Raw genomic sequence first — 25,974 nt, 5'->3', positions numbered from 1 at the left:
GGGACCAGGATGAGACGACAGATTGAACCATGGTTCGAAAAAAAGAACCGTTACACTAATCCAAGATTGAGACCAGATACTCCGCAGGAAATCGTTGACCTTTACGAAGAATACAAAGTGTGGCGTGAAGAATACAATCGAACTCGCTCAACATTCGGAGATTACTAAGCACCTAGAAAAGTCTAAGTGCTTTTTTGTTGCAAAAAAATAGAAAGGAGGTCGCTATGAGTAACAAGCGTATCAAGAAGAAATGGTCGCGGATTGAGAGATTAGAAAACAAAGTCGCTCAATTGACAGCGGAAAATATTTTGCTAACCGATGCACTACGAAATCATGCGGATAATATCAGAGATTTGGACGCCATCGTTAAACGCAATGCCCAGGCTACAAACTCAAGATTTGACAAAATCGAAAAGCAAGTGGTTAATGGTAATGCTAAGAAACCGTTTTGGAAACGGTCTTGACTGGTAGGAAAGACTACTCGAAATTACTCTAAAATACTCAAAACTGGTCGAAACTGACAGTTTTCTTTGTGTCCTGTCGCATGACGGAAAACTAGGCAGGCCATGTCTGCGTGGCATATCGTAGACACTCCCTGCTGGGAGAGCCAGCATAAAAAATCTATGGAGGTAACCAATAATGGATTGGTTGAAAGAACTTATTGAGAAACATACTGCAGAGGGTAAAACAGACATTGATGCGGTCATGAACGCAGTCAAAGAAGAATTTCCAAAGCACGCTGTCCCGAAAGATGTCTACAACGAGCAGGCTGAAAAGCTCAAAACAGCTAACAGCACGCTTGACACCTTAAAAAAATCAAACAAGGACAACGAAGAACTGCAGAATGAACTCAAAACGTACAAAGAGAAGGTATCTCAACTGGAAGCTGACGCGAAAGAAACAGCCAAGAAGCAGACAATTAAGGATGCTCTGGCCAATGCTAAGGCGACCGATGTGGATTATCTCATGTACAAGCTTGGTGACGTGGAATTAGCAGAAGATGGTAGCATCAAGGACCTTGATAGTAAAATCAAGGACTTGCAGACCAACCACCCAACATTCTTCCAGTCTCCAGATCCAGAACAAGCCAATCACGGCTTTAAGTTTTTAGGTGGGGCGAATTTGCCGGAAGGTAAACGTAGCACAATCTATACACAAGAAGATATTGCGAAAATGACCCCGGAACAAATCAACTCGAACTGGGACGCAATTAAATCATCGTTAGAAAACGGAGGAACTAACTAATGGCAATTGGAACAGACACATTCAAACACTTTATCCCTACTCTTTGGAGTGCTCGATTGTTGGCATCTCTGGACAAAAATCTTGTCTTTAAGCAAATGGCAACAACTGAGTATGAAGGGGAAATCAAATCTTTTGGCGATACTGTCAAAATCAACTCAATTGGGGAAATCACTGTCAAGGATTATGACGGCTCAGACATTGACAGCCCAGAAGAGCTTGGAAGTGCTCAAGTTACACTCAATATTGACCAGGCTAAGTATTTCAACTTCCAGGTAAAAGACGTAGCAAAAGCCCAAGCTAACATCAATTTGCTTGATAAGTCAATGGAACGTGCTGGCTATGCTCTTGCAGACCATGTAGATACTAAAATTGCATCGTTGGCAACAAGTGAAAAAATCAAAAACAAAAAAGGTGAGCAGTCTAAAGCTGGTTCAATCGCTATCACTGTCAAGAATGCTTACGATATCTTGGTTGACCTTGATACTGCCATGACAGAAGCAAACCTTCCTCGTGTTGGTCGTAAAGTCGTGCTTCCTGCTTGGTATATCGGTATGCTTCGTAAGGATGTCCGTTTCGTGGATAACTTTAACGTACTTCAAAATGGTATCGTTGAAGGTGGAACCGTAGCTAACTTGCAACTTTTGGTGTCTAACAACGTGGTAACCAAAAAAGATACAGATGCGACTGTATTTACAACGATTGCGGGTACAGAGGGTGGCATTGCATTTGCTCAACAAATCATTGAAACAGAAGCGTACCGTCCAGAGAAGAACTTCTCTGACGCTGTCAAAGGCTTGCTTGTTTATGGTTTGGAAATCATTGACCCTCGTCAGTTGATTTCATTCAGTTTCCGCCAAGGATCAGAGGTAGTCTAAGGAAGGGGAGCGTATGGCTAAATATATTGTGATTGAGCAATTCATTGACGGGGACGATGACCGCGTTACATATCCAGTAAATGCGGTATATCCTCGCGATGGATACGTGCCAACTCGAGAACGTATCGCTACGCTTGCAAGTTCGAACAATGCCAAAGGTGTACCACTTATTCGCGAATTGGTAGAACTTCCAGCAAAAGAAGTACAACAGAACCCTAATCAAGAGCAATTCCCGCTAGAGTTGTCTCGTGACGATATCAAAGCCCAGTTGGATGCAGCTGGCATTGGGTATGCCAAGAATGCAAAAACTGAAACTTTAATCGAAATTTTAGAAGCGTCAAAACTAGGGGAGTAGTCAGCTACTCTCCTTTTTAATTGGAGGTATGTATGATTATTGATCTAGATGATGCGCTAGAATTAGACTCTAGCATTACACAAGAAACCTGCGACGGTTTGGAAACTATGGTCCGAAACCTGACTAATAACAACTTCCAGTTGATAAAATTCCGTATTCGTGGTTTGCGATTGTCTGGGAGCACAATCAAGGCCAGTAGCGGTCGTGTGGATATCTTTCGACCTGGTGACACAATTGAAATCAACGGCACGGACTACAACGATGGTCTATATGTCGTTGAGAGCGTTTCTGAGGGCGTGATTACAATCCGTGGGGATTTTATCACAGAAACCCATTCAGGAGCTATAGCAACGAAAGTTAGTTATCCTGCCGATGTTTTGACGGGCGTGAAGAAGCTGATTGCTTACGACTCCAAAATGCGTGATAAAGCTGGTATCAAGTCCGAAACAGTGGCCCGCTGGTCTGTGACCTACTACGATGTGACGGCTGCCGAAAGTTCGGAGGGGTATCCAGTCAGCCTGCTTGGTTTTTTGGACAAGTATAGGAAGTTGAGGTGGTCATGATGCTAGCATTTTATCTATTTAAGCGTAATTTGGTTGGCGAAAATGAATTGGGCCAAGAAATCTTTGAGCATAAACGCGTAGCTGTATTTGCAGGCTATATGGATATGCTGGATGGCGGTGAATCAACAGACAAACTAGCCTACCTTGCAGATAGTACCCATGTCATATTGACTAAGGACATGACAGTCAATGCTGAAATTGACGACAAAATCGAAGTAAACGGAAAGACCTATGAGGTGACCTACGCTGATGATCCAGTGAACATTGGGCATCATCTGGAAATCTATGTCAAAGGAGTCCATTGATGAAATTTGTAGATAATTCAGCAGCCGTCAAGAGAGAGATTGAACGAGCGATGATTAGAGGACTCATAAAGGCTGCTATGTTGGTCGAAGGTCAAGCTGTTTTGCTGGTCCCTACGAAAACAGGAGCGTTGAAAAAATCAATTGGGTACAAGGTCAATGAGAGCGAGCTGGTTGCCTATGTCGGTACCAATTGCGAGTATGCAATCTATGTTGAATTTGGTACTGGTGAATTTGCTGAAAACGGAAACGGTCGTCAAGGAGGTTGGGTATACCGAACTCCTGACGGGGAAGTGCATTTTACTTATGGCATGGAACCACAACCTTACTTAAGACCTGCTTTTAGACAAAACAAGAAAGTCGTTAGAGAGATATTGGCAGACTGCTTAAGAGATTTAGGAGGGTAGATGAAAGAAGTTATCAAAACAATCCTAAAAGAGCTGAAAAGCATCCACAACGAGAGCTACTACATCAAAAACTCTGCCAAGACTGTCAAATATCCCTATGTGGTCTTTTCGACTAGCTTGACCAATATTGACCGTCACGCAGATGGTTGTTACTTAGATGTGGATGTTTTTTGTAACAAGGAACTGGATCAGGTCGAAATAGAAACATTATCCGAAAGCATCAAGATGCACTTTAGACATTTTGACAAGATGCTCGAGGATTGCTACATGCGAACGCAATTTCAATCGATGCAGACTATTCCGACAAACTTGGATGATTTACAACGACGGAATTTGCGTTTTTACATTAAACTAGATTGGAGAAAATAAATGGCAAAAACTGCTGTAAAACGAACTGGCTATACTGCCAGCACGCCTAAACATTACCTTATCAATGCTGGTGCCATCTACAAGAATCTGACCTGGAACAAATCAGGTGGAGATGGTGGAACAGGCCAATGGGAAGGAGAATTGTTGGGGGCAACCTCTGGTGGTAATAAAGTCACGATTGAACAGAACTATCGTGTGGTAGAGGTCGATGGTGTATTTACTCCCGCTGTCGGTCAAAAGGTGCTAGAAAGCCAAACTGCTAAGCTTGAAACAAATGTGAAGGAAATTACAGCTGAAAACATCCGCTTGGCTATCAATGGGGAAATCAAAGAAGCTGATGGAACGACTGCGCCTACCGGATACAAGGTAATCTCTGGTAAGTCTAAACTTGAGAATACCGACTACATCGAAAACCTTGGCATTGTTGGGACAATGTCTGGTACGAATGACCCAATTATTGTCGTCATTGACAACGCCCTCTGTACATCTGGCCTTGATTTTGAGACCAAGGACAACGAAGAAGCGGTAATTTCAATGACTTTTGAAGCTCATGCTGACGAAGAACAGATTGATGATCTGAGCCTGCCATGTCGTATCTATTTCCCAAATATCGCTTAATAGGAGGCCCATATGTCTGAAAAACTAGAAATGCGTGAGCTGAATGGTGGCGACATCTTTACGATGTTGTCCATCATTGGCAAACTCGACATCAAAGAAGAAGTTGTCGCTTTGATTGAACGACAATATGGCACTGGGAAAGATGTCATTGCGTTAGCTGATCACAAAAAGAAAAAGCCGACCAAGAAGGAACAAGAGGTTGCGAGCACCGAGTATCAAAAACGTGGCATGGTGTTGGTAACTGACATCGGCTTTGCTATCTTGCGTCACGTTAACGATGCAAAAGCAGATATCAACAAATTCTTGGCCGACTTGACTGGTACGAGCCAGAAGGAAATTGAATCATTGAGTATGCTTGATTACTCAAAATTATTGTTTGATTTTGGTAAAAAGGCGGAACTCAAAGATTTTTTCCAATCTATTGCTTCGCTGTTGGGCTAGATGTCCATAAGTTGAGAGATATACTTTTTAAACGGTACGGAAATCCAAAGACTTTGCTAGAGACTCAAACTCTCAGCGAGGCTTTGGATTTTTTTATGTACCTGTTAGATGAGCAAGATAAAGAGGAATTGACAGACATCTGGAAATCAAAAGATGTAGATATGTCATTATCTGACTTTATCAAGAAATACTCGAAAAAAAGTTATCTTGAAAAGCAAAGCAAAAAGCAACAATCGAAAGAAAAAGACCTAGAAGCTATAGCTTTGGCTGAATCTATCTTGAAATTACCAAAGAAAGGAGAGTAAAGCATGAACATTTTTGAACTGTTTGGCAAAATTGGGATTGATAACAAGTCTGCTAATAAGGCCATTGATGAAACAACAGGCAAAGCCGAAGGAGCACATGGAAAACTCTCTGCGGTATTTGGTAAGATAGGGCAATTAGCAACCAAAGCAGGCAAAGTCATGGCGACAGGTCTTGCCATTGGTATTACTGCATTAGCTGGGCTTACAGGCGCAGCAACCAAACATTACGCAGAGTACGAGCAATTAGTTGGAGGTGTCGAGACTCTTTTTGGGGCAGGTGGAAAGTCGCTAGAAGAGTATGCACAATCTGTTGGCAAGAGTGTAGATGAGGCATCTGCTGAGTATAACAAGCTCATGAATGCTCAAGAGGATTTGTTAAGCAAGTCCAAAATTGCATACAGGACCGCTGGTCTGTCTGCCAATCAGTACATGGAGACCGCAACATCATTCTCTGCCTCGCTGATTCAATCTGTTGGCGGAGATACTGAGAAAGCCGCCAAACTTGCTGACCAGACAATCATCGATATGTCGGACAATGCGAACAAGATGGGTACATCGATGGAATCCATCCAGAACGCTTACCAGGGATTTGCCAAGCAGAACTACACGATGCTGGATAACCTTAAGCTTGGTTATGGCGGAACGAAAGAGGAAATGCAACGCTTGCTTGATGACGCCGAGAAAATTAGCGGAATCAAGTATGATATTTCGTCTTTTGCTGATGTAACTGAAGCTATCCATGTCATGCAGGAGAAAATGGGAATAGCTGGCACGACTTCGAAAGAGGCAGCATCTACCATTTCTGGCTCCGTGGGCATGGTAAAGGCTGCCTGGGAGAACTTCCTAACTGGTATGGCAGACCCAGACCAAGATTTTGGCGAGTTGGTAGGAGGGCTAACCGAGGCTATCGGTATCGCTCTCGAAAATATCGTTCCACGGCTAGTCCAAGCTCTGCCACGATTGATCCAAGGCTTATCTCAAGTGATTCAGATTTTAGCTGTATACTTGCCACAAATCTTATCAGCACTGCTACCTGGTTTGATTACAGGTGCGACAGAATTGCTGGGCGCACTTGGTTCAACATTACCAAGTCTATTTATGATTTTGTTTGACCAAGTCTTACCTCAAGTATCTCAGGCATTTGTCACGTTTTTGGAAAAAGTCTTCTCAGTTCCTGAAGGAAGTTTCCAAGGATTGACCGAGGGACTGAATTTAGCTTTCGCTACTATCAGCTCGATATTCGATGTTCTTTTTGGCTCTATGAGTGAGAAGGATAATATCGATTTACTAACCAAATTAGGGATGGATTCCGGCACTGCTGAGACCATCATAACAACAACGACTCAAATTGGCGATACAATCAAATCTTCGTTTGAAACTGCTGTCGATATCGTTACGGAAGGTGCAGGCAAGGTTTCTGATTTTATCTCATGGTTTGAAAAAGGCGGACCGACAGTTGATGCGTTTAAAGCTGCTATTGTAGGTATTACAACTGCCTGGGCAGGATATAAGTTGGTAACAGGAACTATTCAAGCAATTGAAACAGTCCGTAATACCTTACTTGCTGTCGGAAACGGGTTGATGTTGGCCCGATTTGTCCAATCCGGGGCTTTAACAGCAGCAGAAGCAACCCAAGCGGCTGCTACAATGGGCGCAAGTGGTGCTTTTGGAATATTCAACGCTGTCCTATCCGCTAATCCAATAATGATTGTCATTATGGCAATTACTGCACTTGTTGCAGCGTTGGTATGGTTCTTTACACAAACCGAAACAGGCAGACAGATGTGGTCATCATTTATGTCCTTTTTGACAGGTATTTGGAACAGTATCGTCTCAAATGGACAGGCTATTTGGACCTCACTATCAACGTTCTTCACCTTCATTCTCAATGCTATTTTTAACACCTTTTCATCCATTTGGAGTAATATCACATCGTTTATCAGTAATACTGTGAGTGGTATTTACAACACGGTGTCATCTGCTTTTCAAAATGTGTGGACAACGGTCACGAACATTTGGAACGGGATTAAAGATACTATTTCAAACGCCATCAATGGTGCAAAAGATATTGTTTCTAATGCTATAGCGACTATCAAGGGGTTGTTTAATTTTGAATGGTCACTACCTCGTCCTAAAATACCAGGTTTCAGTGTTAGTGGAGGAGAGGCTCCTTGGGGATTCATGGGGAAAGGTTCACTTCCATCAATTGGAATTGAATGGTATGCAAAAGGCGGTATCATGAATGGACCGACCATTTTCGGCATGAATGGAAATAACCTTATGGTCGGCGGAGAAGCTGGTCCAGAGGCTGTATTGCCATTGAACAAGCCGACAATGAGTATGTTGGCAAATCTCATCATGGATCAAATTTCGGACAAAATTGTAGTTGAAGTACCAAAACAGGAGTCTCAACCACAACCAGTATATTTACAGGTTGATGGAAAGACTTTCGCTAAGTTGCTGATTGGATATATCAGTGAAGAACAAGCTCAGAGAATGATAATTGTTGATCAGGGAGGTACAGTTGGTTGGTAAGAGGATATGCAATAAATTTTAACAGTAGAAACTCATTTGACGATATGGGATTGAAGTTGACGTCTATCGATATCGGTATTCCGGATAAGAAGAAGGTGTTAGTTTCCATCCCATTTTCAAACGAGAATTATGATTTTTCTTCCGTGTACGGCGGGCAATTGTATGAGCAGAGAACCATTACATGTAAATTCGAGCTAGAGAGTGCAACAGCTAACCCTAGATTGTCGTTGATGACACTGCGAACGCAGGTTGTTAATTGGTTGTTCGGCACTATTGGTTTGACCCGTTTTGAATATGAGGGATTACCAGGTTATTACTTCCTAGCCGAAGTACAACAAAATGCTTCGTTTGAGACAATCTGGAAAAATGGTGCGTTAGAAGTTCCGTTTAAAGCTTATCCCTTCATGATTTCCGAAAGGGCTGAAGGTAGCGATATCTGGGATGATTTCAATTTTGAGCTTGACGCATTCCAAGATATTGCTTTTGAGGTCAAAGGCTCACTTGATATCCTATTGGTTAACACGGGCATCAGTTTAGCAAGGCCAGAGATTATATCAACGAGCAACATGACATTGACTATGCGAAACCAACAGTTCAGCATCGTTCCAGGAAGTCGTGTATATGACTTTTTCACACTTGAAAAAGAAAATGAAATTCGCATTGAAGGAAACGGCAGAATTTCTTTCAAATGGTTTAAGGAGCTGATCTAAATGTATGCAGTTAGTTTGATTAACGGTGCCAACGTGACACCGATACACGATTCAATGGCCGGCGGGAATAAGCTCTTGTCGGCCATTGTTAAATTTGAAATCAATAAGATTGCCCAGTTTGATTTCCAGTTTTTGCCAAATAACGCTGGCTATAAGGCTCTAATCAAGCCCTTACAGACCATGGTTCAAGTTGTCAATATGCAGACTGGTAGAGAGGTATTCTATGGCCGTATCGCACCGATTACAAACGATATGGCAGAAAGTGGAGTGTTTACCTTCGCATACAATGCCAAATCGGAGCTTGACTTTTTGAACGACAGCAAGCAACGGCAACAAATCTACCGTGGGAAGAAATCTGAATTTGTAAAGCAGGTCCTGCAATTTCACAACGACAATCTGGAATCTTACAAGGAATTTTTGCCAGGGGATTTGTCAGACTTGATTGCAACAGGCGACCACATGGAAGCTGATGTAGACCCTGCTAAGTCGACTTTTGCCACCTTGACGGACCTTATCCTAAACGAGTATGGACTGGAGGTACAGATTCGCAAAGAAAACGGCAAGAGGTACCTTGACTTTAAGAGACAGATTGGTGTCGACAGCGACACGGAAATCAAGCTCTCTGTCAACTTGTTGTCTCTCAAGCAACATATCAACCCAGAGGGCATCGTATCTCGCTTACTGGTTTATGGCAAGCAAAATAGTGAGACAAATCAGCGTGTAAATATTGCATCTGTCAATAATGGCAAGGACTACATTGATAGACCGGACTTGATTGCCGAGTACGGCATCAAAATGGAGACTGCCACGTTTGATGACATAGAGGACCCTGCTGCTCTAAAACAAGCAGGAGAGAGCCAACTGGCTACACAAAAAGCTGTAGCCTATCAATACTCTGTCTCGGCAGTCAATCTATCACACATCAACCCAAATTTTGATGAGTTTGAGGAAGGTAACTCATATAGGGTTATCAATCCCGTTATGTTTATTGACGAGCGATTGCGGGTAGTTGCCCGACAGATTGACCTGGTAAGCGTTGAGCGGTCGAATTTAACGATTGGTGACAAGTTTAAGTCTGCCGAAGAGTGGCAATTGGACAATGTCCGTAAAAGGACTAAGCAATTAGTCACGGCTAGGCAACTCAAGGAACAGCAGAGTCAGTTGGAAGAGGTACGAGTCATTGCCAGCTCGACTGCAGAAGCTGTTGAGACTGTCAACACAACAGTCTCAGAGCAATCAAGCCAGCTATTGTCAGCTCAAGATAAGCAGAAGTTGGATTATTTACTCGTAACCAAAGAAATCAATCTGGATGAATTGATAACAAGAGTAGAAGCATTAGAAAGGAAATAATAAATGGGAATTGATAACCACTTAAAAGTAATCAAGGAAGGTGTCTTCGGTCGAGATGTCCGACAAGCCATCCATGACGGCATCCAACAAGCGTATGATGATGCAACAGCCAATGGCAATGCCAACATGGAAGTTGCTAAGGCGAGGGGGACATCTGACACTTTAGCGACACGACTTACAGGAATGGACAGTACAGCTAGAGAAATCCGTAGATTGATGGAGAATGGCGATGCTGAAACTTTGAAAAGAATTGATAACGTAAGTAGTCAAATCGCAAACATTATCGCTACAGCAGGGAATGGTACAATTCCATCAGAATTGACAGATATTCGATTGGGCAGCGATGGCAAGGTCTATCCATCAGCCGGAGAAGCAGTGAGACAAGGTTTGAGCAAGATTGCGAAACATATTCTTGAATTCAATCCTACCAGCGTGACTGCTAATTGGTGGTATCACAAAGTACCTAACATTTACATCTCACCGACTGATGAGAATAAATTGGTTGTGGAATTTCCAGAGGGGAATAATGGATTTACTGTTATCTCTAAATACGGGAACAAATATATCTATTTATCTAATCTTTTTCCGATTTTAGCAGGCGATGTCCCCAACATTAAGTCAGCATTTAACGAATCCACAAGGACCTTGGAACTGACAGACGGTAAATTAGTCGCTAATCTTAAAACAGGTGCGGTTGAATTTAGACCGATAGCTGTTGCAACGACAAGCGAAGAGATAACTCTTATTGCAAACAACTATCGTAATGGTAGCTTTGGTGCTTTGATTGACGATGCTTTCACTCAATTGAAAATCACTGACACAGTTGATAAAACCGTTAGCGATCTGGCCGCCACATGGTGGTATCACAAAGTACCTAACATTTACATCTCACCGACTGATGAGAATAAATTGGTTGTGGAATTTCCAGAAGCAAGCAATGGTTTCACTACCTATTCTGAACACGGAAGAAAGCACATTTACTTGTCAAGTGTCTTTCCTGCTTTAGCAAATCCAGCTAGCGGGATTAAAGCAGCATTTAATGAGACCACACGAGTGTTAGAACTTACAGACGGAAAATTAGTTGCTAACCTTAAAACAGGAAATGTGGAACTTCGTCCGTATAGTTCGCTATCCAATAACGAAGAGATAACTCTTATTGCAAACAACTATCGTAATGGTAGCTTTGGTGCTTTGATTGACGATGCTATGTTGCAACAAAAAATCGTCAAAAAAACATCAGATTCCGATTATATTCCCGAATATTGGAAAAATCACGTTTCTGAAAAAATTAAAGAAATCCGATTGGCTCAAACCAAATCTTCATTGAATTCCTTAGTATTTTTGTGGGCGACCGATACCCATTGGGAACGAAATGTACGAAATTCACCGGCCCTTATCAAATACATTATGAAACAGACTAACATCCCCTATATGGTCCACGGTGGAGATATTATCGCTGGCGGAGAACTCGATGCAACAGCTGACCTCTTAATATCGAGTTTGAGTGCTCTCAGACCCGATGGGCAATTGATGCCCGTCGTTTTAGGCAACCACGATACCAACGTCTATGGCAATCAACAGTTTACAGTAGACCAGCTTGTCGCTATGATGGCAACCGCTCAGCCATCAAAAGAAAAACTTAAATTTGTTGATTATCCGAATTCTTATGCATGGTCAACTGACTATACGAGAGCAGATGGAATCGGACGAAATATCTATGGTTTTGCTTTTGACACTGGTGCCAATGGCGGGGTATCTAAGAGTCAAATTCAGGCATTTGTCGACCTCTGCAAGCAAGATAGTAATGTCGTTGTATTCATGCACTGGGCGCTTGACAATAAGCGATGGAGCGGCACTAGCCAAGCAATCGGCAATCTCGTAGATGCCATCAACCAGAAATCTGCACAAGCCACAGTTGGTCAATATGGCACGTTTGATTTGACAGGGGTTAAGGCACATGTTGCTTGTCTATTTTCAGGACATGAGCACCAGGACAATGTCCGTATGACGACCGGGGGGACACCGCATATCGTCACGACATGCGATGCAGGTTCCTTAAAAGCGGACAATGATCCGTTTGAATATCAGTCTGGCACGACGACAGAACAAGCCTTTGATGTGTTTGTGATTGATTTTGACCGAAAAACAATCAAAGATATTCGAATCGGTCGCGGAGAGAATAGGGAATTCACGTTTTCCTAATAAAAGCAATGTAAATTAAAATAATAAAGGAGTGTCAAATGTATTTTCTAACAATCCAACCACATCCACATGGGATGTTTGATTTCTTACGCGAGCTAATCGCAACAGAGGACGGTCTGGTCCTATTCCTATTAGGACTAATCGTCGTTATGGAAATTGTTGATTTTTTATCCGGCACGTTCGCCGCTATGATTAACCCAGACATCGAATACAAGTCTAAAATCGGTATTAACGGCCTGATTCGCAAGATGATGGGAATTATTTTGCTTACCGTGTTGATTCCAATGTCGGTCTTGTTGCCTGAACAGACGGGTGTGGCATTTCTCTACACAATCTACGTTGGCTATCTCATCTTGACCTTTAAGAGCTTGATCGAGAACTACGGCAAAGCCAAGGGCGACACCTCAATATTTGAAAACGTGACAGCAGCTTTTGAAAAGTTGATTGGTAAAGGCAAATGAAACCAATCAAAGCAATCTTGATTATTATTGTTTTGGGAGCTATGACGCCTATTTTGTGGGTGCTAGCTCCTTTCCATTTTGAAAAGGAAGATAAATATGACAACAGTAAATGAAGCCTTAAATAACGTCCGTGCTCAAGTTGGGTCCGGCATATCCGTCGGTAACGGCGAATGCTACGCTCTGGCCAGTTGGTACGAGCGCATGATTAGCCCAGATGCGACGGTTGGGCTGGGTGCTGGTGTGGGCTGGGTCAGCGGTGCTATCGGGGATACAATCTCAGCTAAAAACATCGGCTCTGCATATAATTGGCAAGCGAATGGTTGGACGGTATCCACATCTGGTCCATTTAAAGCAGGTCAGATTGTGACCTTGGGTGCGACACCGGGCAACCCGTATGGGCATGTGGTAATCGTTGAGGCAGTGGATGGAGATAGGTTGACCATCTTAGAGCAAAACTATGGTGGTAAACGCTATCCGATCCGAAACTTTTACAGTGCTGCTAGCTATCGTCAACAAGTCGTGCATTATATCACACCGCCAGGAACGGTTGCACAGTCAGCACCCAACCTTGCAGGCTCTCGTTCCTATCGTGAGACGGGCACCATGACTGTCACGGTAGATGCAATTAACGTACGTCGTGCACCTAGCACATCTGGTGAGATTGTAGCAGTATACAAGCGTGGCGAATCATTTGACTACGACACAGTCATAATTGACGCTAACGGCCATGTCTGGGTGTCGTACATCGGACGGTCAGGCCTACGCAATTATGTGGGCACTGGACCAACCAAAGACGGCAAACGCTATGGTGATGCGTGGGGTACATTTAAATAGAATTTTCAGCCCAGCGGTCTGCTGGTTTTTTTATTTGCGAAGATTTTTCTTGACAAGTTATGATAAGTTGTGAAATAATGTACGTGGTTAAGAAAATAGATGAAATTCCGTTCATCACCTCCTTTCTAACCATCTCGGCTTTATCTGTGGTGACACAGACATATAGTGAAGCGCTCTATATGGCTTGGCAGAGCTTTAAAACTGTTCCCTGGTGATAAGCCTAAGAAGCACTAAGGGGAGTTAGTGACTTGCCACCACTAATCGTTAACCTGAGCAAGGGTTGAAACTTGCTCAGCGCTTTTTTATTTTTATAATGGAGTCTTGTGTGGAATTAAGAGAACTTGTTAAAGATTATCGGAAAAATTTTGTCGGAAAATCATGCCAAGTATCCACTAATTATAGTGACTTAACAAACCTCATTGTACATTTTCAAGCGACGGATTTGCACCATCTTTTCGGTTTGCACAAAATAACAAGTGACTATGCTAGTCGGACGTTGTCGCAGATTGAAAGCGGAAAATTTAATTTGTCCGATTTTAAGAGTTTGCCAAGTTATAGAGAAGTAACTCGTAGAGTTGCCTTATACCCATTTATCGCCGAAATTTTTATGAAGCAGGCGACGGAATATTGCGTCATTAGAAAAGATTTGTCAAAGAATAGCATGAATCTTGACTTGGTTTTCTTTGAGGGAGATAATCGTAATGTAAAGGTTTTAGGCTTAAGAAGAGATAAGAGCGGATTTTATAGATTAGTTACACTCCATGAATCTTCGGCTAGAAAATATACTAGAGTTAGAAAAACAAAAATAACAGATATAGTTTGGTTGTAGCCCCTCAGCGATTGCCGGGGGCTTTTTTTTGATACCCAAAATGATACCCATAATTATTGAATATGGTCTTTTGGGAGGATGTTTTAGAAGTTAAAATGTTGATTTATTAAGGATTTTAAGGGTATTGAAGAATACGTTTTGATTATTATATTCAACAAGTATCTGTTTACCCAATCGCAAAATAAGTCTGAAAATGGCTTAACAATAGGCTTTCCGAGATTTCGGAAGGCCTGTTTTTTTTGTTTTGATACCCAAGAACATTATAGTAGACGTATTGACCAGTAAATTGACATTAGGAACGGTGAGACTAATGGAATTTACTCATCGTGTTGCATCGAATCTGTGTTATAATAGAAAAATAAGAATTGAGAAAGGGCAAGATAATGAATATTCAACAATTACGGTATGTTGTTGCCATTGCAAACAGTGGTACATTTCGAGAGGCGGCAGAGAAAATGTATGTGTCCCAGCCTAGTCTGTCCATTTCCATTCGTGACTTGGAAAAAGAGATTGGTTTTCAGATTTTTAATCGGACCAGTTCGGGAACCTTTCTAACCAAAGAAGGCATGGATTTTTATGAAAAAGCTCAAGCCTTGGTTAAGGGCTTTGACCAGTTTGAAAATCGCTATTTACAAGCTGAAGAAGGTGAGAAAATCTTTTCTATTTCCAGCCAGCATTATGATTTCTTGCCACCTTTAATTACAACATTCTCTAAGGAGCATCCTCAGTATAAAAACCTTCGAATTTTTGAATCAACAACAGTTCAAATTTTAGATGAAGTGGCCCAAGGATATAGCGAACTAGGGATTATTTATCTGAATGGTCGCAATACAAAAGGCATTATGCAGAAATTGGAAAAGCTCAAGTTAGAAGTGGAGGACCTGATAGCCTTTCAGACCCATATCTATGTCCGTAAAGACCATCCTTTGACAAGCAAGTCTGAGGTTGAGTTGAATGATTTAGTTGGTCTTCCGACGGTTCGATTTACTCAGGAAAAAGAAGCTTATCTTTACTACTCTGAAAATTTGATTGATACGTCAGACTCGTCTGTTACTTTTGATGTAACTGACCGAGCAACTTTGAATGGCATTTTGGAGCGGACCGATGCCTATGCGACAGGCTCTGGCTTCCTAGATAGTGAAAGTGTGAACGGGATTACGGTCATTCCAATTAAAGATCAAATTGATAATCGCATGGTCTATGTCAAACGAGCTGATGGAGAATTAAGCCAATGTGCTTTAGATTTTATTGAAATGATGCATCAATATTTTGATGCGAAGAAAGGTTAGTATGAGAAAGTTTGGATTTCCAATTCTGGCAGTTATTTTGATAGCTGTTGACCAGCTTGTTAAGGCTTGGACAGTTGCCAATATTGAATTAGATACGGTTGAGCCATTTCTTCCAGGATTTATGAGTTTGGCCTATTTACGCAATTATGGAGCGGCTTGGTCCATCTTACAAAATCAGCAGTGGTTTTTCACGATTGTAACAATTGTAGCTGTGACCGGTTTGATTTGGTATTATGTGAAGCAAATCAAGGGTAACCTATGGACCTTGTTTAGCCTGGCTTTGATGATTGCTGGAGCTCTGGGGAATTTTATTGATCGAATTCGTCTTGGTTATGTAGTGGATATGTTCCACTTGGATTTTATCAGTTTCCCAGTATTTAATGTGGCGGATATGTGTTTGTCTGTCGGTGTTGGTATTTTGTTTATTTGTATCATGAAAGAAGAGAGTAATGGAAGTAAGAGTTGAGATTGGTGGCATTCGTTTGGACAAGGCCTTGGCGGATTTGACAGATTTGTCCCGTTCAGTTGCCAATGAACAGATTAAAAATGGTCAGGTTTTGGTTAATGGACAACCCAAAAAAGCCAAATATAGTGTGCAGGCTGGTGACATCCTAACCTATCAGGTGCCAGAAGTAGAAGAAATTGACTATGTAGCGGAAGACATTCCCTTAGAAATTGTCTATCAGGATGCGGATGTGGCTGTGGTCAATAAACCTCAAGGGATGGTTGTTCACCCATCTGCGGGCCACACATCTGGTACACTGGTCAATGCTCTTTTGCATCATGTCAAGGATTTATCAGGCATCAATGGTGTTCTTCGACCTGGAATTGTCCATCGGATTGACAAGGATACATCTGGCTTGCTCATGATTGCTAAAAACGATGATGCTCATACCAAGCTGGCTGCTGAATTAAAAGACAAAAAGTCGCTTCGTAAATATTGGGCAATTGTTCATGGAAACCTGCCAAATGACCGTGGAATGATTGAGGCACCGATTGGGCGTTCTGAGAAAGACCGCAAGAAACAGGCTGTTACAGCCAAAGGGAAAGAAGCTGTGACACGTTTTCAAGTTTTGGAGCGTTTTGGGGATTATACCTTGTTAGAATTGACCTTGGAAACCGGTCGGACACATCAAATACGTGTTCACATGGCTTATATCGGTCATCCAGTAGCAGGGGATGAGGCCTACGGTCCTAGAAAGACCCTAAAGGGACATGGTCAGTTTCTTCATGCCAGAACGCTTGGATTTACCCATCCGAGAACTGGGGAAGTAGTGGAGTTTACGGCAGAAGCGCCAGCTATTTTCCAAGAAACGCTTGAAAAACTGCGTCAGTCAAATGGCTGATGAAAACCTGTTCATCTTGCCCATTTTCCCAACAAATGCTATACTAGTAGACGATAAAAATGTAAGGAGTATGAAAAAATATGGAAACTTTACCAAATTGTCCAAAATGTCATTCTGAGTATGTCTATGAAGACGGCGCCCTTTTGGTCTGCCCTGAGTGTGCTTATGAGTGGAACCCAGCGGATCTAGCTGAGGAAGAAAGTGGACCTGTTGCAATTGATGCGAACGGTAATCGTTTGGCGGATGGCGACACGGTAACTCTGATTAAGGACTTGAAAGTCAAGGGTGCGCCTAAAGACTTGAAACAAGGTACACGCGTGAAAGGTATCCGTATCGTTGAGGGTGACCACAATATTGACTGTAAAATCGATGGTTTTGGTGCCATGAAGTTAAAATCAGAATTTGTGAAAAAAATCTAAGAGAAAGGACTGGTCAATCCAGTCTTTTGTCGTCTTTGAAAGGATAATATGAAGAGTCAAACTATTTTATTCTATAGTCGGTGCTTGTTGGCAGTTTTGGCTATTACAGGAACGGTCTTGGAGATTGTAAAGTACGGTATCGGTATGCTTATGTACTATACGGTGCTTTCAAACCTCTTGGTATCTGTCTTTGCGGTTTATATGGTGCTTGCCATGAAGAAGGGTGAGGATTTACAGGCTCCTCGTTTTCTTCGTATAAAGGCTGCGGTAACCATGTCTATTATGATTACCTGTGTGGTCTATCACTTGATGTTGGCACCTCTTGCAGATGATTTTTGGCGAGTGGAAAACATGCTATGCCACTATATTGTTCCGATTTATTTCTTGTTAGATACCCTACTTGTCGACCGTCAGCAACAGTACAAGTGGTTTGACCCGATTTGGTGGACACTTTTGCCAGTTCTCTACATGATTTTTGGGCTTGTTAATGGTCTTTTTATCAAAATTCCTATCCCTGATGCTAAGGACAGTCCCTTTGCCTATTTCTTCCTCAATGTTCCCAAATATGGATGGCCTTATGTACTGACCTATGCAGGCACGATTTTCGTAGCCTATCTGGTTTTTGGATTTGTTTTGACTGGTGTAAAATCCGTTACTGTCCGTCGTGGTCTGCTAAACAAGTAACATTCTCAGCAAAATCCGAAGATTGTCAATTTTTTTACTGTAAGAATTTGTCTAGGTAGAAAAATTGTGCTATACTTTGCTTAATCAATCCTTTAAATCCTGTCCAGAGAGGCAGACAAGGAGCAACGTGTTAAGCAGGTTAGTCTATATACTAGCCTATATTTTCATAGTCTCCTTGAAAAAGGGGACTTTTTTCTATATTTTTTGGAGGTCTTTATGAAGACAAAAGAAATCGTTGACGATATGACCATGAAACGGGCCATCACCCGTATCACCTATGAAATTATCGAGCGGAACAAAAATTTGGATAATATTGTTCTGGCAGGTATAAAAACCCGTGGGGTATTTATTGCCAAGCGTATTCAGGAAAGGCTGAAACAGTTAGAGGGGATTGATGTTCCACTGGGTGAACTGGATACCAAGCCTTTCCGTGATGATGTAAAAGTCGAAGAAGATACGACAAACATGACTGCTGATGTGAATGACCGTGATGTTATTTTGGTAGATGATGTGCTTTATACTGGGCGAACCATTCGTGCGGCTATTGACAACGTAGTTTCCTTGGGGCGACCAGCTCGCGTTAGTCTGGCTGTGCTAGTTGACCGTGGGCACAGGGAGTTACCTATTCGAGCGGACTATGTTGGGAAGAACATTCCGACTAGCCGTTCGGAAGAAATCATCGTTCACATGGCTGAAATCGATGGTCAGGATTCTGTCCTCCTAGTCGAGGGAGCTTAGTCGTTTATTTTTCAACTCAATATTCTACATCTATATCATAAAGGCAGGTATCGTCATGACAATTACAAATGGTAAAGTTTCACTCAAACACTTGGTTACTATGGAAACTCTTTCAAATGAGGAAGTGCTCGGGCTTATTCAGAGAGGAATTGCTTTCAAAAATGGGGAGCGGGTAGAGTTGGATAGGAAGTATTATGCTTCCAACCTATTCTTTGAGGATTCGACTAGGACCCACAAGTCTTTTGAAATGGCAGAGCTTCGTTTGGATATGGGTATGATTGACTTTGATGCGCGTACCAGTTCGGTCAATAAGGGTGAAACCTTGTATGATACAATTTTGACCATGTCAGCCTTGGGGGTCGACATCTGTGTCATTCGTCACTCTGAAGTAGATTACTACAAGCAGTTGATTGATAGCCCTACCATTCAGACTTCTATTGTCAATGGTGGTGACGGTTCTGGGCAACACCCAAGCCAATCCTTGCTTGACTTGATGACTATATATGAAGAATTTGGAACCTTTGAGGGCTTGAAGATTGCCATTGCTGGTGATATTACACACTCACGGGTTGCCAAGTCCAATATGCAAATTTTGAAGCGTTTGGGCGCTGAAATTTACTTTGCTGGACCAGAAGAGTGGTATGCAGAGGAATTTGATGTTTATGGTCAACATTTGAATATTGATGATATTGTTGAGAAAGTAGATGTCTTGATGTTGCTTCGTGTGCAACACGAGCGCCATGATGGTGATGGTGGTTTTTCGAAAGAAACCTACAATCGCCTTCATGGTTTGACAGAGGAACGTTACAAACGTTTGAAAGATAGGGCTATTGTCATGCACCCAGCCCCTGTCAATCGTGATGTAGAAATTGATGACCATTTAGTAGAGGCACCAAAATCACGCATCGTCCGACAAATGCAGAATGGTGTATTTGTCCGGATGGCGATTTTGGAAGCCATTGTTAATGGTAAGGCTTAAGAATTTATTAGACTTATCTTACTTAATGTCGCCAATAGAGGCGACGAATAGAAAGGCAAGGGACTGGTCAATGGTTGCAAGCAACTCATTTCCCTACGCCTGCCTCTATGGAGGTCAGGCTATTCCTTGCACTAGCTCGAAAATGGATTATTATCGAATCCATTTTCTCACGTCGGTCAGAGCAAGTCGGACTACATGCAAGGCATGTGTCCTTCTACGCAAAGTCCTATGGGACCTTTGCTACCTCTGACACTAGCCGTAAGGTTTACCTAATATCGAGCTAAACCTTACGGCGTCGGACTTATCTTATTTAATGTCGCTCAGAGAGGCGACGAATAGAAAGGAGAAGGGGTGTTCTGTTGCTCGGATTTGTAACTGAATTCGGGCTACGGACTGGGTCAAAAAGATAGTTTTTCCTCGAACGCAAACGTTCTTGGTCAAACTCCTATTTTGACTGTGTCCGTTTAACGCCCTTAATATCTTATTATTATGTCAAAAAGACGTTTAATTTTGGAAGATGGTACTATTTTTGAAGGTGAGGCCTTTGGTGCTGATATTGATGTGACTGGTGAGTTGGTTTTCTCGACTGGAATGACTGGTTATCAGGAATCAATCACAGACCAGTCCTATAATGGTCAGATTTTAACCTTTACCTATCCTTTAGTTGGAAATTACGGGATCAATCGAGATGATTATGAATCCATTAATCCGACCTGTAAGGGGGTTGTGGTTAGTGAATGGGCTCGTAGGGCAAGTAACTGGCGTAACCAGATGACTTTGGATGAATTTTTAAAGGCTAAGAAAATTCCAGCTATTTCTGGAATTGATACACGCGCCTTGACTAAAATTATTCGCAAACACGGTACCATGAAGGCCACCTTAGCAAATGTTGGTGATTCCGTTGAGCATTTGACGGATCAGCTGAGGGCGACCGTTTTGCCAACCAACAACATCCAGCAAGTATCTACCAAAACAGCCTATCCTGCGCCTGGAATTGGCCGTAGTGTTGTGCTGGTTGATTTTGGCTTGAAACATTCGATTCTTCGTGAATTAGCAAAACGCGATTGCAATGTGACGGTTGTTCCTTACGATACGACAGCAGAAGAAATATTGGCTCTTAATCCAGACGGTGTCATGCTGTCAAACGGTCCTGGTAACCCAGATGATGTTCCAGAAGCTTTGGACATGATTCGGGGCATTCTTGGAAAAATTCCAATTTTTGGTATCTGTATGGGGCACCAACTCTTCGCCAAGGCCAATGGTGCTACAACTTACAAGATGAAGTTCGGGCATCGAGGATTTAACCATGCGGTTCGTGAAATTGCGACTGGTCGAGTAGATTTTACCAGTCAGAACCACGGTTATGCTGTTGCTCGTGAAGATTTGCCAGAGTGTTTGATGATTACACATGAGGAAATCAATGACAAATCAGTTGAAGGGGTACGTCACAAGTACCACCCAGGTTTCTCTGTTCAATTCCATCCGGATGCAGCACCTGGTCCACATGATGCTAGCTATCTCTTTGATGAATTTATGGATTTGATGGATGGCTTCCAGGCAAGATAATAAATCTATTGTTTACAATTTAGAAAACACTTTATTGCCGAATGTCAGTTATTTAATGTCAACCTGTGAGTTGACGAATAGAAAGGCAAGGGACAGGTCAATGGTTGCAAGCAACTCATTTCCCTACGCCTGCCTCTATGGAGGTCAGGCTATCCCTTGCACTAGCTAGAAAATGGATTAATGTCGAATCCATTTTCTCACGTCGGTCAGAGCAAGTCGGACTTCATGCTAACGCATGTGTCCTTCTACGCAAAGTCCTATGGGACCTTTGCTAACTCTGACACTAGCCGTAAGGTTTACCTAATATCGAGCTAAACCTTACTGCGTCGGACTTATCTTATTTAATGTCGCTCAGAGAGGCGACGAATAGAAAGGAGAAGATACAGGTTCGAATAAGATTTGATTTTCCTATTCGAACACGCCCTAAGGACTGTGCGAAAAAGATAAACGTCGTCTTGATGCTTGAAGCATCAGCGTCGCGTTTCCTATTTTAGCTTTGTCCTCTTAACGGGCTTTGTATCATACATTATGCCAAAACGTACAGATATTAAGAAAATTATGGTGATTGGGTCTGGTCCGATTATTATCGGTCAGGCTGCGGAGTTTGATTATGCTGGGACTCAGGCTTGTTTGGCTTTGAAGGAAGAAGGTTATAGTGTTGTCTTGGTCAATTCAAACCCTGCGACCATTATGACAGACAAGGAAATAGCAGACAAGGTTTATATTGAGCCGATTACGCTTGAATTTGTCACACGGATTTTACGGAAAGAGCGTCCAGATGCTCTCTTGCCAACTCTTGGTGGTCAGACTGGTCTCAATATGGCCATGGAATTGTCTAAGGCTGGTATTTTAGATGAGCTTGGAGTTGAGTTGTTGGGAACTAAACTGTCTGCAATTGATCAGGCAGAGGACCGCGACCTCTTCAAACAACTCATGGAAGACCTCGAGCAACCCATTCCTGAATCAACCATTGTGACGACAGTTGACGAGGCTTTGGCATTTGCTAAGGAGATTGGTTATCCTGTCATTGTTCGTCCAGCCTTCACGCTGGGTGGTACTGGCGGTGGTATGTGTGCCAATGAAGAAGAACTGCGTGAAATTGCGGAAAATGGTCTGAAATTGTCGCCAGTAACCCAGTGTTTGATTGAGCGTTCCATTGCAGGTTTCAAGGAAATCGAATACGAAGTCATGCGTGATGCAGCTGACAATGCCTTGGTCGTATGTAACATGGAAAACTTTGATCCTGTAGGAATTCATACAGGGGATTCTATCGTATTTGCCCCAACACAAACACTTTCGGATATTGAAAACCAGATGCTGCGTGATGCCAGCCTCAGCATTATTCGTGCCCTCAAAATCGAAGGTGGCTGTAATGTGCAGTTGGCGCTGGATCCACATAGTTTCAAATACTATGTCATCGAAGTAAACCCACGGGTTTCTCGTTCATCTGCCTTGGCATCGAAAGCGACAGGTTATCCTATTGCCAAATTGGCAGCAAAAATTGCGGTTGGCTTGACCTTGGATGAAATGGTGAACCCTGTTACTGGAACAACCTATGCCATGTTTGAACCTGCTCTTGACTACGTTGTGGCAAAAATTCCACGTTTCCCATTTGATAAGTTTGAAAAAGGGGAGCGCCGCCTTGGAACGCAGATGAAGGCAACTGGCGAGGTCATGGCCATCGGTCGTAACATTGAAGAAAGCCTACTCAAGGCCTGCCGTTCCTTGGAAATCGGTGTCTATCACAATGAAATGCCTGAACTCAGTCAAGTGACAGATGATGAATTGGTTGAAAAGATTGTCAAGGCTCAAGATGACCGACTCTTCTATCTCTCTGAAGCCCTTCGCCGTGGCTATACAGTAGAAGAATTGGCTCAGTTGACCAAAATTGATGTCTTCTTCCTCGACAAGCTATTACACATCTTGGAAATCGAACAGGAATTGGCAATCAATCACGATAATATCAACTTATTGAAAAAAGCCAAGAAATACGGATTTGCAGACCGCAAGATTGCAGAACTCTGGGGCAGAACTGAATCCTACATCCGTCAACTGAGAACAGACCACAAGATTGTACCCGTTTACAAGATGGTGGACACTTGTGCGGCTGAGTTCGAAAGTTCAACACCTTATTTCTATTCAACTTATGAGTGGGAAAATGAGTCAATCCGTTCGGAAAAAGAATCTGTTTTGGTGCTTGGTTCTGGACCAATTCGTATCGGTCAGGGTGTGGAGTTTGACTATGCGACGGTGCATTCTGTAAAAGCTATTCAGGCCGCTGGCTACGAAGCCATCATTATGAACTCAAACCCTGAAACGGTGTCAACAGACTTCTCGGTTTCGGACAAGCTTTACTTCGAGCCCTTAACCTTGGAAGATGTTTTGAATGTGATTGACCTTGAGAAACCAAAAGGGGTTATCGTTCAGTTCGGTGGCCAGACGGCCATCAATTTGGCAGAGCCATTGGCCAAAGCAGGCATTCCAATCTTGGGGACACAAGTGGAAGACTTGGACCGAGCAGAAGACAGGGATTTGTTTGAAAAATCCCTGAAAGACCTAGGTATTCCACAGCCACCAGGCCAAACCGCAACCAATGAAGAGGAAGCTCTAGAAGCGGCCCGCAAAATTGGGTTCCCGGTGCTTGTTCGTCCCTCTTATGTCTTGGGCGGTCGTGCAATGGAGATTGTCGAAAATGAAGCAGACTTACGTTCCTATATGAGAACGGCGGTCAAGGCTTCGCCAGAACATCCTGTTTTGGTGGATTCTTATATCGTCGGTCGTGAGTGTGAGGTTGATGCTATTTCAGATGGTAAGGATGTCTTGATTCCAGGGATTATGGAGCATATCGAGCGCGCAGGGGTTCACTCAGGTGACTCTATGGCAGTTTATCCCCCACAAACCTTGTCTAAAGAGGTACAGGCGACTATTGCAGACTGCACTAAACGATTGGCAATCGGTCTTAACTGCATCGGTATGATGAATATCCAGTTTGTCATCAAGGATGAAACGGTCTATGTCATTGAGGTTAATCCTCGTGCCAGTCGTACGGTGCCATTCTTGTCCAAAGTCACAGACATTCCAATGGCTCAGGTTGCAACCAAATTGATTTTGGGACAAAGCCTTGCGGAACTTGGTTACCAAGACGGTCTTTATCCTGAGAGCAAGCAAGTGCACGTTAAGGCACCAGTATTCTCATTTACAAAATTGGCTAAAGTTGACAGTTTGTTAGGACCAGAGATGAAGTCAACCGGTGAGATTATGGGGTCAGACTTGACGTTGGAAAAAGCACTGTATAAGGCTTTTGAAGCAAGCTATCAACACCTGTCTGAGTTTGGTAATGTAGTCTTTACCATTGCGGATGAAGACAAGGAAGAAGCTCTTGGACTTGCCCAACGCTTCCATGAACTAGGCTATGGTCTGCTGGCTACGGCAGGTACAGCTACCTATCTGGCTGATAAGGGACTATCCGTGACAACTGTTGGCAAATTGGGCGATGCTGCTTATCAAGATATTCCAAGTCTTGTTCGAGCAGGTAAGGTTCAGGCGATTATCAATACGGTTGGTAAAAAACGGGTGGCGGATGGTGACGGTCAAGTCATTCGAAGCTCTGCTATTGAAGGAGGAATCCCACTCTTTACAGCCCTTGATACAGCAGAAGCTATGATTAAGGTGTTAGAAAGCCGTAGCTTTATGACACAGGCAATATAAAAGTATAAGCAAATTAGCAAGATTGACGACTTCGCAAGAGGCCGTCTTTTTGATATAATAGAGTTGTAATTATAACTAGTAGGATCGGCAAGGTAAATAAGGGAATAAAATGAAAATAGAAAAAATGACAGTAGAAGAGTTTTTACAACTGAAGAAGGATGCTCAGGTATCCTTGCTTCTATTTATTGTTTTTGGAGTTTTCTTGTTTTCAAGTATGTTTTATATTACAGCGATTGGGGCGAGAACACAAATGTACAATTCACTTGTGACGATGGTGTTTCTATCTGTGTTGATGAGTGCAGTCAGACCCTATGTTTTTTCCAAAAATATCTTAGAGAAAAAACAACCTGAGCTGAAACAGTATTCGACAAAGGGCTACTCAGTTTCTAGTGCCTTTCTAAAAAGGGTTTTTCTAGTTTATTCGGTTGCGATTATTGTGGTTGTATTCGGTTTTGCTTCTGCCTACGTAACTCGGGTTGAGACCATCCTTCCCGATGATACTTTACCAAGTCTGGAACAGAAGTCTATTATTGAATTAGAGCTTGAGGAAAATAAATGACAAAGCAAGAATTACTGAATTTTGTGGAAGCTCATCAATCTGAAATAGGGGCATTTACTATTATGCCAGGAAGAAAATTTGGTGGGCAATTTACTCTGGGCTACTATTTTGATGAGGAATCACAAAAATATAAAGTATATGAGGTGAGTGAGCGTCAAGAATTCTGGGTATGGGATGAATTTGATATGGAATCTGAGGCAATAGATAGACTATATCGAAAAATAGTTTTTAGTTTTAATTTAAATGAAAAGCATATTTAGATTTATCCATCGACTCTCTTGGAAT

30 protein-coding genes are annotated in these 25,974 nt (G+C 42.5%); all 30 read left to right on the top strand.

The features are described from left to right. Window positions 1-9: 9 nt before the first annotated feature. The 30 genes from C1G49_RS10770 (at window position 10) to C1G49_RS10620 (ending at window position 25,949) form a co-directional block, all read left to right on the top strand. Window positions 10-168, top strand: a complete 159-nt coding sequence (locus C1G49_RS10770) for a hypothetical protein (RefSeq protein WP_161942121.1) — start codon at window positions 10-12, stop codon at window positions 166-168. A gap of 56 nt (window positions 169-224) precedes the next feature. Then, window positions 225-464: a hypothetical protein gene (locus C1G49_RS10765; RefSeq protein WP_105125638.1), complete on the top strand. Its 240-nt coding sequence runs from the start codon at window positions 225-227 to the stop codon at window positions 462-464. A 175-nt stretch (window positions 465-639) separates the two neighbouring features. Continuing rightward, on the top strand, window positions 640-1,245 hold the full coding sequence (locus C1G49_RS10760; RefSeq protein WP_105125637.1) for a phage scaffolding protein: 606 nt from the start codon (window positions 640-642) through the stop codon (window positions 1,243-1,245). Further along, window positions 1,245-2,120 carry a P22 phage major capsid protein family protein gene (locus tag C1G49_RS10755; RefSeq protein WP_099809886.1) on the top strand — a complete coding sequence of 292 codons (876 nt, stop codon included), beginning with the start codon at window positions 1,245-1,247 and terminating at the stop codon, window positions 2,118-2,120. Before C1G49_RS10760 ends, C1G49_RS10755 begins: the two co-directional genes overlap by 1 nt. Before the next feature lie 13 nt (window positions 2,121-2,133). Beyond that, the gene (locus tag C1G49_RS10750) at window positions 2,134-2,475 is read left to right on the top strand and encodes a hypothetical protein (RefSeq protein WP_105125636.1); all 342 of its coding nucleotides are present in this window, start codon (window positions 2,134-2,136) and stop codon (window positions 2,473-2,475) included. A 32-nt stretch (window positions 2,476-2,507) separates the two neighbouring features. Further along, window positions 2,508-3,038 (top strand): hypothetical protein, encoded by a 531-nt coding sequence (locus tag C1G49_RS10745; protein ID WP_105125635.1) that lies wholly within the window; start codon window positions 2,508-2,510, stop codon window positions 3,036-3,038. After that, on the top strand, window positions 3,035-3,343 hold the full coding sequence (locus C1G49_RS10740) for a phage head-tail adapter protein (protein WP_105125634.1): 309 nt from the start codon (window positions 3,035-3,037) through the stop codon (window positions 3,341-3,343). The genes C1G49_RS10745 and C1G49_RS10740 overlap by 4 nt, the downstream gene beginning before the upstream one ends. Continuing rightward, window positions 3,343-3,747 carry an HK97-gp10 family putative phage morphogenesis protein gene (locus C1G49_RS10735; protein WP_105125633.1) on the top strand — a complete coding sequence of 135 codons (405 nt, stop codon included), beginning with the start codon at window positions 3,343-3,345 and terminating at the stop codon, window positions 3,745-3,747. The genes C1G49_RS10740 and C1G49_RS10735 overlap by 1 nt, the downstream gene beginning before the upstream one ends. Then, window positions 3,748-4,116 carry a hypothetical protein gene (locus C1G49_RS10730; RefSeq protein ID WP_105125632.1) on the top strand — a complete coding sequence of 123 codons (369 nt, stop codon included), beginning with the start codon at window positions 3,748-3,750 and terminating at the stop codon, window positions 4,114-4,116. It abuts the gene before it with no gap. After that, a complete protein-coding gene (locus C1G49_RS10725; protein WP_105125631.1) occupies window positions 4,117-4,734 on the top strand; it encodes a hypothetical protein in 618 nt (205 codons plus the stop codon). Between the two features lie 12 nt (window positions 4,735-4,746). Continuing rightward, on the top strand, window positions 4,747-5,175 hold the full coding sequence (locus C1G49_RS10720) for a hypothetical protein (protein WP_105125630.1): 429 nt from the start codon (window positions 4,747-4,749) through the stop codon (window positions 5,173-5,175). A 95-nt stretch (window positions 5,176-5,270) separates the two neighbouring features. Beyond that, window positions 5,271-5,480, top strand: coding sequence for a hypothetical protein (locus C1G49_RS10715; protein ID WP_044752318.1), 210 nt, complete (start codon window positions 5,271-5,273; stop codon window positions 5,478-5,480). Window positions 5,481-5,483: 3 nt separating this feature from the next. Next, a complete protein-coding gene (locus C1G49_RS11350; RefSeq protein ID WP_238595882.1) occupies window positions 5,484-8,015 on the top strand; it encodes a hypothetical protein in 2,532 nt (843 codons plus the stop codon). A 56-nt stretch (window positions 8,016-8,071) separates the two neighbouring features. Then, entirely contained in the window at window positions 8,072-8,725 is a 654-nt protein-coding gene (locus C1G49_RS10700; protein ID WP_238595881.1) for a phage tail protein, read from the top strand. Continuing rightward, a complete protein-coding gene (locus C1G49_RS10695; protein ID WP_105125629.1) occupies window positions 8,726-10,075 on the top strand; it encodes a phage tail spike protein in 1,350 nt (449 codons plus the stop codon). It begins immediately after the preceding gene. Window positions 10,076-10,078: 3 nt separating this feature from the next. Continuing rightward, window positions 10,079-12,277 carry a metallophosphoesterase family protein gene (locus tag C1G49_RS10690; protein ID WP_105125628.1) on the top strand — a complete coding sequence of 733 codons (2,199 nt, stop codon included), beginning with the start codon at window positions 10,079-10,081 and terminating at the stop codon, window positions 12,275-12,277. 38 nt (window positions 12,278-12,315) lie between these two features. Then, the gene (locus C1G49_RS10685) at window positions 12,316-12,738 is read left to right on the top strand and encodes a phage holin family protein (protein ID WP_238595880.1); all 423 of its coding nucleotides are present in this window, start codon (window positions 12,316-12,318) and stop codon (window positions 12,736-12,738) included. Between the two features lie 96 nt (window positions 12,739-12,834). Continuing rightward, complete coding sequence (locus tag C1G49_RS10680; protein ID WP_105125627.1) at window positions 12,835-13,572, top strand: PlySs2 family phage lysin; 738 nt, start codon at window positions 12,835-12,837, stop codon at window positions 13,570-13,572. Between the two features lie 325 nt (window positions 13,573-13,897). Next, complete coding sequence (locus C1G49_RS10675; RefSeq protein WP_074392616.1) at window positions 13,898-14,401, top strand: PBECR4 domain-containing protein; 504 nt, start codon at window positions 13,898-13,900, stop codon at window positions 14,399-14,401. A 383-nt stretch (window positions 14,402-14,784) separates the two neighbouring features. Then, window positions 14,785-15,690 (top strand): LysR family transcriptional regulator, encoded by a 906-nt coding sequence (locus C1G49_RS10670; RefSeq protein ID WP_105117828.1) that lies wholly within the window; start codon window positions 14,785-14,787, stop codon window positions 15,688-15,690. Window position 15,691: 1 nt separating this feature from the next. Then, the gene (gene lspA / locus C1G49_RS10665; protein ID WP_105117829.1) at window positions 15,692-16,156 is read left to right on the top strand and encodes a signal peptidase II; all 465 of its coding nucleotides are present in this window, start codon (window positions 15,692-15,694) and stop codon (window positions 16,154-16,156) included. Further along, window positions 16,140-17,036, top strand: coding sequence for an RluA family pseudouridine synthase (locus C1G49_RS10660; protein ID WP_105117830.1), 897 nt, complete (start codon window positions 16,140-16,142; stop codon window positions 17,034-17,036). Before lspA ends, C1G49_RS10660 begins: the two co-directional genes overlap by 17 nt. 80 nt (window positions 17,037-17,116) lie before the next feature. Then, entirely contained in the window at window positions 17,117-17,455 is a 339-nt protein-coding gene (locus C1G49_RS10655; protein ID WP_105117831.1) for a zinc ribbon domain-containing protein YjdM, read from the top strand. Window positions 17,456-17,503: 48 nt separating this feature from the next. After that, window positions 17,504-18,139: a Pr6Pr family membrane protein gene (locus C1G49_RS10650; RefSeq protein WP_105117832.1), complete on the top strand. Its 636-nt coding sequence runs from the start codon at window positions 17,504-17,506 to the stop codon at window positions 18,137-18,139. A gap of 216 nt (window positions 18,140-18,355) precedes the next feature. Continuing rightward, window positions 18,356-18,877: a bifunctional pyr operon transcriptional regulator/uracil phosphoribosyltransferase PyrR gene (gene pyrR / locus C1G49_RS10645; protein WP_105117833.1), complete on the top strand. Its 522-nt coding sequence runs from the start codon at window positions 18,356-18,358 to the stop codon at window positions 18,875-18,877. A 55-nt stretch (window positions 18,878-18,932) separates the two neighbouring features. Beyond that, entirely contained in the window at window positions 18,933-19,856 is a 924-nt protein-coding gene (locus C1G49_RS10640) for an aspartate carbamoyltransferase catalytic subunit (protein WP_105117834.1), read from the top strand. 489 nt (window positions 19,857-20,345) lie between these two features. After that, complete coding sequence (locus tag C1G49_RS10635) at window positions 20,346-21,422, top strand: carbamoyl phosphate synthase small subunit (RefSeq protein WP_105117835.1); 1,077 nt, start codon at window positions 20,346-20,348, stop codon at window positions 21,420-21,422. A gap of 528 nt (window positions 21,423-21,950) precedes the next feature. Next, window positions 21,951-25,130, top strand: coding sequence for a carbamoyl-phosphate synthase large subunit (gene carB / locus C1G49_RS10630; RefSeq protein ID WP_105125662.1), 3,180 nt, complete (start codon window positions 21,951-21,953; stop codon window positions 25,128-25,130). A gap of 109 nt (window positions 25,131-25,239) precedes the next feature. Further along, complete coding sequence (locus C1G49_RS10625) at window positions 25,240-25,689, top strand: hypothetical protein (RefSeq protein WP_105117836.1); 450 nt, start codon at window positions 25,240-25,242, stop codon at window positions 25,687-25,689. Further along, window positions 25,686-25,949, top strand: a complete 264-nt coding sequence (locus tag C1G49_RS10620; protein ID WP_105117837.1) for a hypothetical protein — start codon at window positions 25,686-25,688, stop codon at window positions 25,947-25,949. The genes C1G49_RS10625 and C1G49_RS10620 overlap by 4 nt, the downstream gene beginning before the upstream one ends. The last annotated feature ends 25 nt before the right edge of the window (window positions 25,950-25,974 follow it).

The sequence above is a fragment of the Streptococcus suis genome (assembly GCF_002960625.1).
Classification (GTDB): Bacteria; Bacillota; Bacilli; order Lactobacillales; family Streptococcaceae; genus Streptococcus; species Streptococcus suis_T.
This window is presented reverse-complemented; position numbering and strand designations above follow the sequence as displayed.

Bases quoted from the DNA above. Each gene is read 5' to 3' on its own strand.
- C1G49_RS10770 (WP_161942121.1), top strand. From the start codon at position 10: ATGAGACGACAGATTGAACCATGGTTCGAAAAAAAGAACCGTTACACT.
- C1G49_RS10765 (WP_105125638.1), top strand. From the start codon at position 225: ATGAGTAACAAGCGTATCAAGAAGAAATGGTCGCGGATTGAGAGATTA.
- C1G49_RS10760 (WP_105125637.1), top strand. From the start codon at position 640: ATGGATTGGTTGAAAGAACTTATTGAGAAACATACTGCAGAGGGTAAA.
- C1G49_RS10755 (WP_099809886.1), top strand. From the start codon at position 1,245: ATGGCAATTGGAACAGACACATTCAAACACTTTATCCCTACTCTTTGG.
- C1G49_RS10750 (WP_105125636.1), top strand. From the start codon at position 2,134: ATGGCTAAATATATTGTGATTGAGCAATTCATTGACGGGGACGATGAC.
- C1G49_RS10745 (WP_105125635.1), top strand. From the start codon at position 2,508: ATGATTATTGATCTAGATGATGCGCTAGAATTAGACTCTAGCATTACA.
- C1G49_RS10740 (WP_105125634.1), top strand. From the start codon at position 3,035: ATGATGCTAGCATTTTATCTATTTAAGCGTAATTTGGTTGGCGAAAAT.
- C1G49_RS10735 (WP_105125633.1), top strand. From the start codon at position 3,343: ATGAAATTTGTAGATAATTCAGCAGCCGTCAAGAGAGAGATTGAACGA.
- C1G49_RS10730 (WP_105125632.1), top strand. From the start codon at position 3,748: ATGAAAGAAGTTATCAAAACAATCCTAAAAGAGCTGAAAAGCATCCAC.
- C1G49_RS10725 (WP_105125631.1), top strand. From the start codon at position 4,117: ATGGCAAAAACTGCTGTAAAACGAACTGGCTATACTGCCAGCACGCCT.
- C1G49_RS10720 (WP_105125630.1), top strand. From the start codon at position 4,747: ATGTCTGAAAAACTAGAAATGCGTGAGCTGAATGGTGGCGACATCTTT.
- C1G49_RS10715 (WP_044752318.1), top strand. From the start codon at position 5,271: ATGTACCTGTTAGATGAGCAAGATAAAGAGGAATTGACAGACATCTGG.
- C1G49_RS11350 (WP_238595882.1), top strand. From the start codon at position 5,484: ATGAACATTTTTGAACTGTTTGGCAAAATTGGGATTGATAACAAGTCT.
- C1G49_RS10695 (WP_105125629.1), top strand. From the start codon at position 8,726: ATGTATGCAGTTAGTTTGATTAACGGTGCCAACGTGACACCGATACAC.
- C1G49_RS10690 (WP_105125628.1), top strand. From the start codon at position 10,079: ATGGGAATTGATAACCACTTAAAAGTAATCAAGGAAGGTGTCTTCGGT.
- C1G49_RS10685 (WP_238595880.1), top strand. From the start codon at position 12,316: ATGTATTTTCTAACAATCCAACCACATCCACATGGGATGTTTGATTTC.
- C1G49_RS10680 (WP_105125627.1), top strand. From the start codon at position 12,835: ATGACAACAGTAAATGAAGCCTTAAATAACGTCCGTGCTCAAGTTGGG.
- C1G49_RS10670 (WP_105117828.1), top strand. From the start codon at position 14,785: ATGAATATTCAACAATTACGGTATGTTGTTGCCATTGCAAACAGTGGT.
- lspA (WP_105117829.1), top strand. From the start codon at position 15,692: ATGAGAAAGTTTGGATTTCCAATTCTGGCAGTTATTTTGATAGCTGTT.
- C1G49_RS10660 (WP_105117830.1), top strand. From the start codon at position 16,140: ATGGAAGTAAGAGTTGAGATTGGTGGCATTCGTTTGGACAAGGCCTTG.
- C1G49_RS10655 (WP_105117831.1), top strand. From the start codon at position 17,117: ATGGAAACTTTACCAAATTGTCCAAAATGTCATTCTGAGTATGTCTAT.
- C1G49_RS10650 (WP_105117832.1), top strand. From the start codon at position 17,504: ATGAAGAGTCAAACTATTTTATTCTATAGTCGGTGCTTGTTGGCAGTT.
- pyrR (WP_105117833.1), top strand. From the start codon at position 18,356: ATGAAGACAAAAGAAATCGTTGACGATATGACCATGAAACGGGCCATC.
- C1G49_RS10640 (WP_105117834.1), top strand. From the start codon at position 18,933: ATGACAATTACAAATGGTAAAGTTTCACTCAAACACTTGGTTACTATG.
- C1G49_RS10635 (WP_105117835.1), top strand. From the start codon at position 20,346: ATGTCAAAAAGACGTTTAATTTTGGAAGATGGTACTATTTTTGAAGGT.
- carB (WP_105125662.1), top strand. From the start codon at position 21,951: ATGCCAAAACGTACAGATATTAAGAAAATTATGGTGATTGGGTCTGGT.
- C1G49_RS10625 (WP_105117836.1), top strand. From the start codon at position 25,240: ATGAAAATAGAAAAAATGACAGTAGAAGAGTTTTTACAACTGAAGAAG.
- C1G49_RS10620 (WP_105117837.1), top strand. From the start codon at position 25,686: ATGACAAAGCAAGAATTACTGAATTTTGTGGAAGCTCATCAATCTGAA.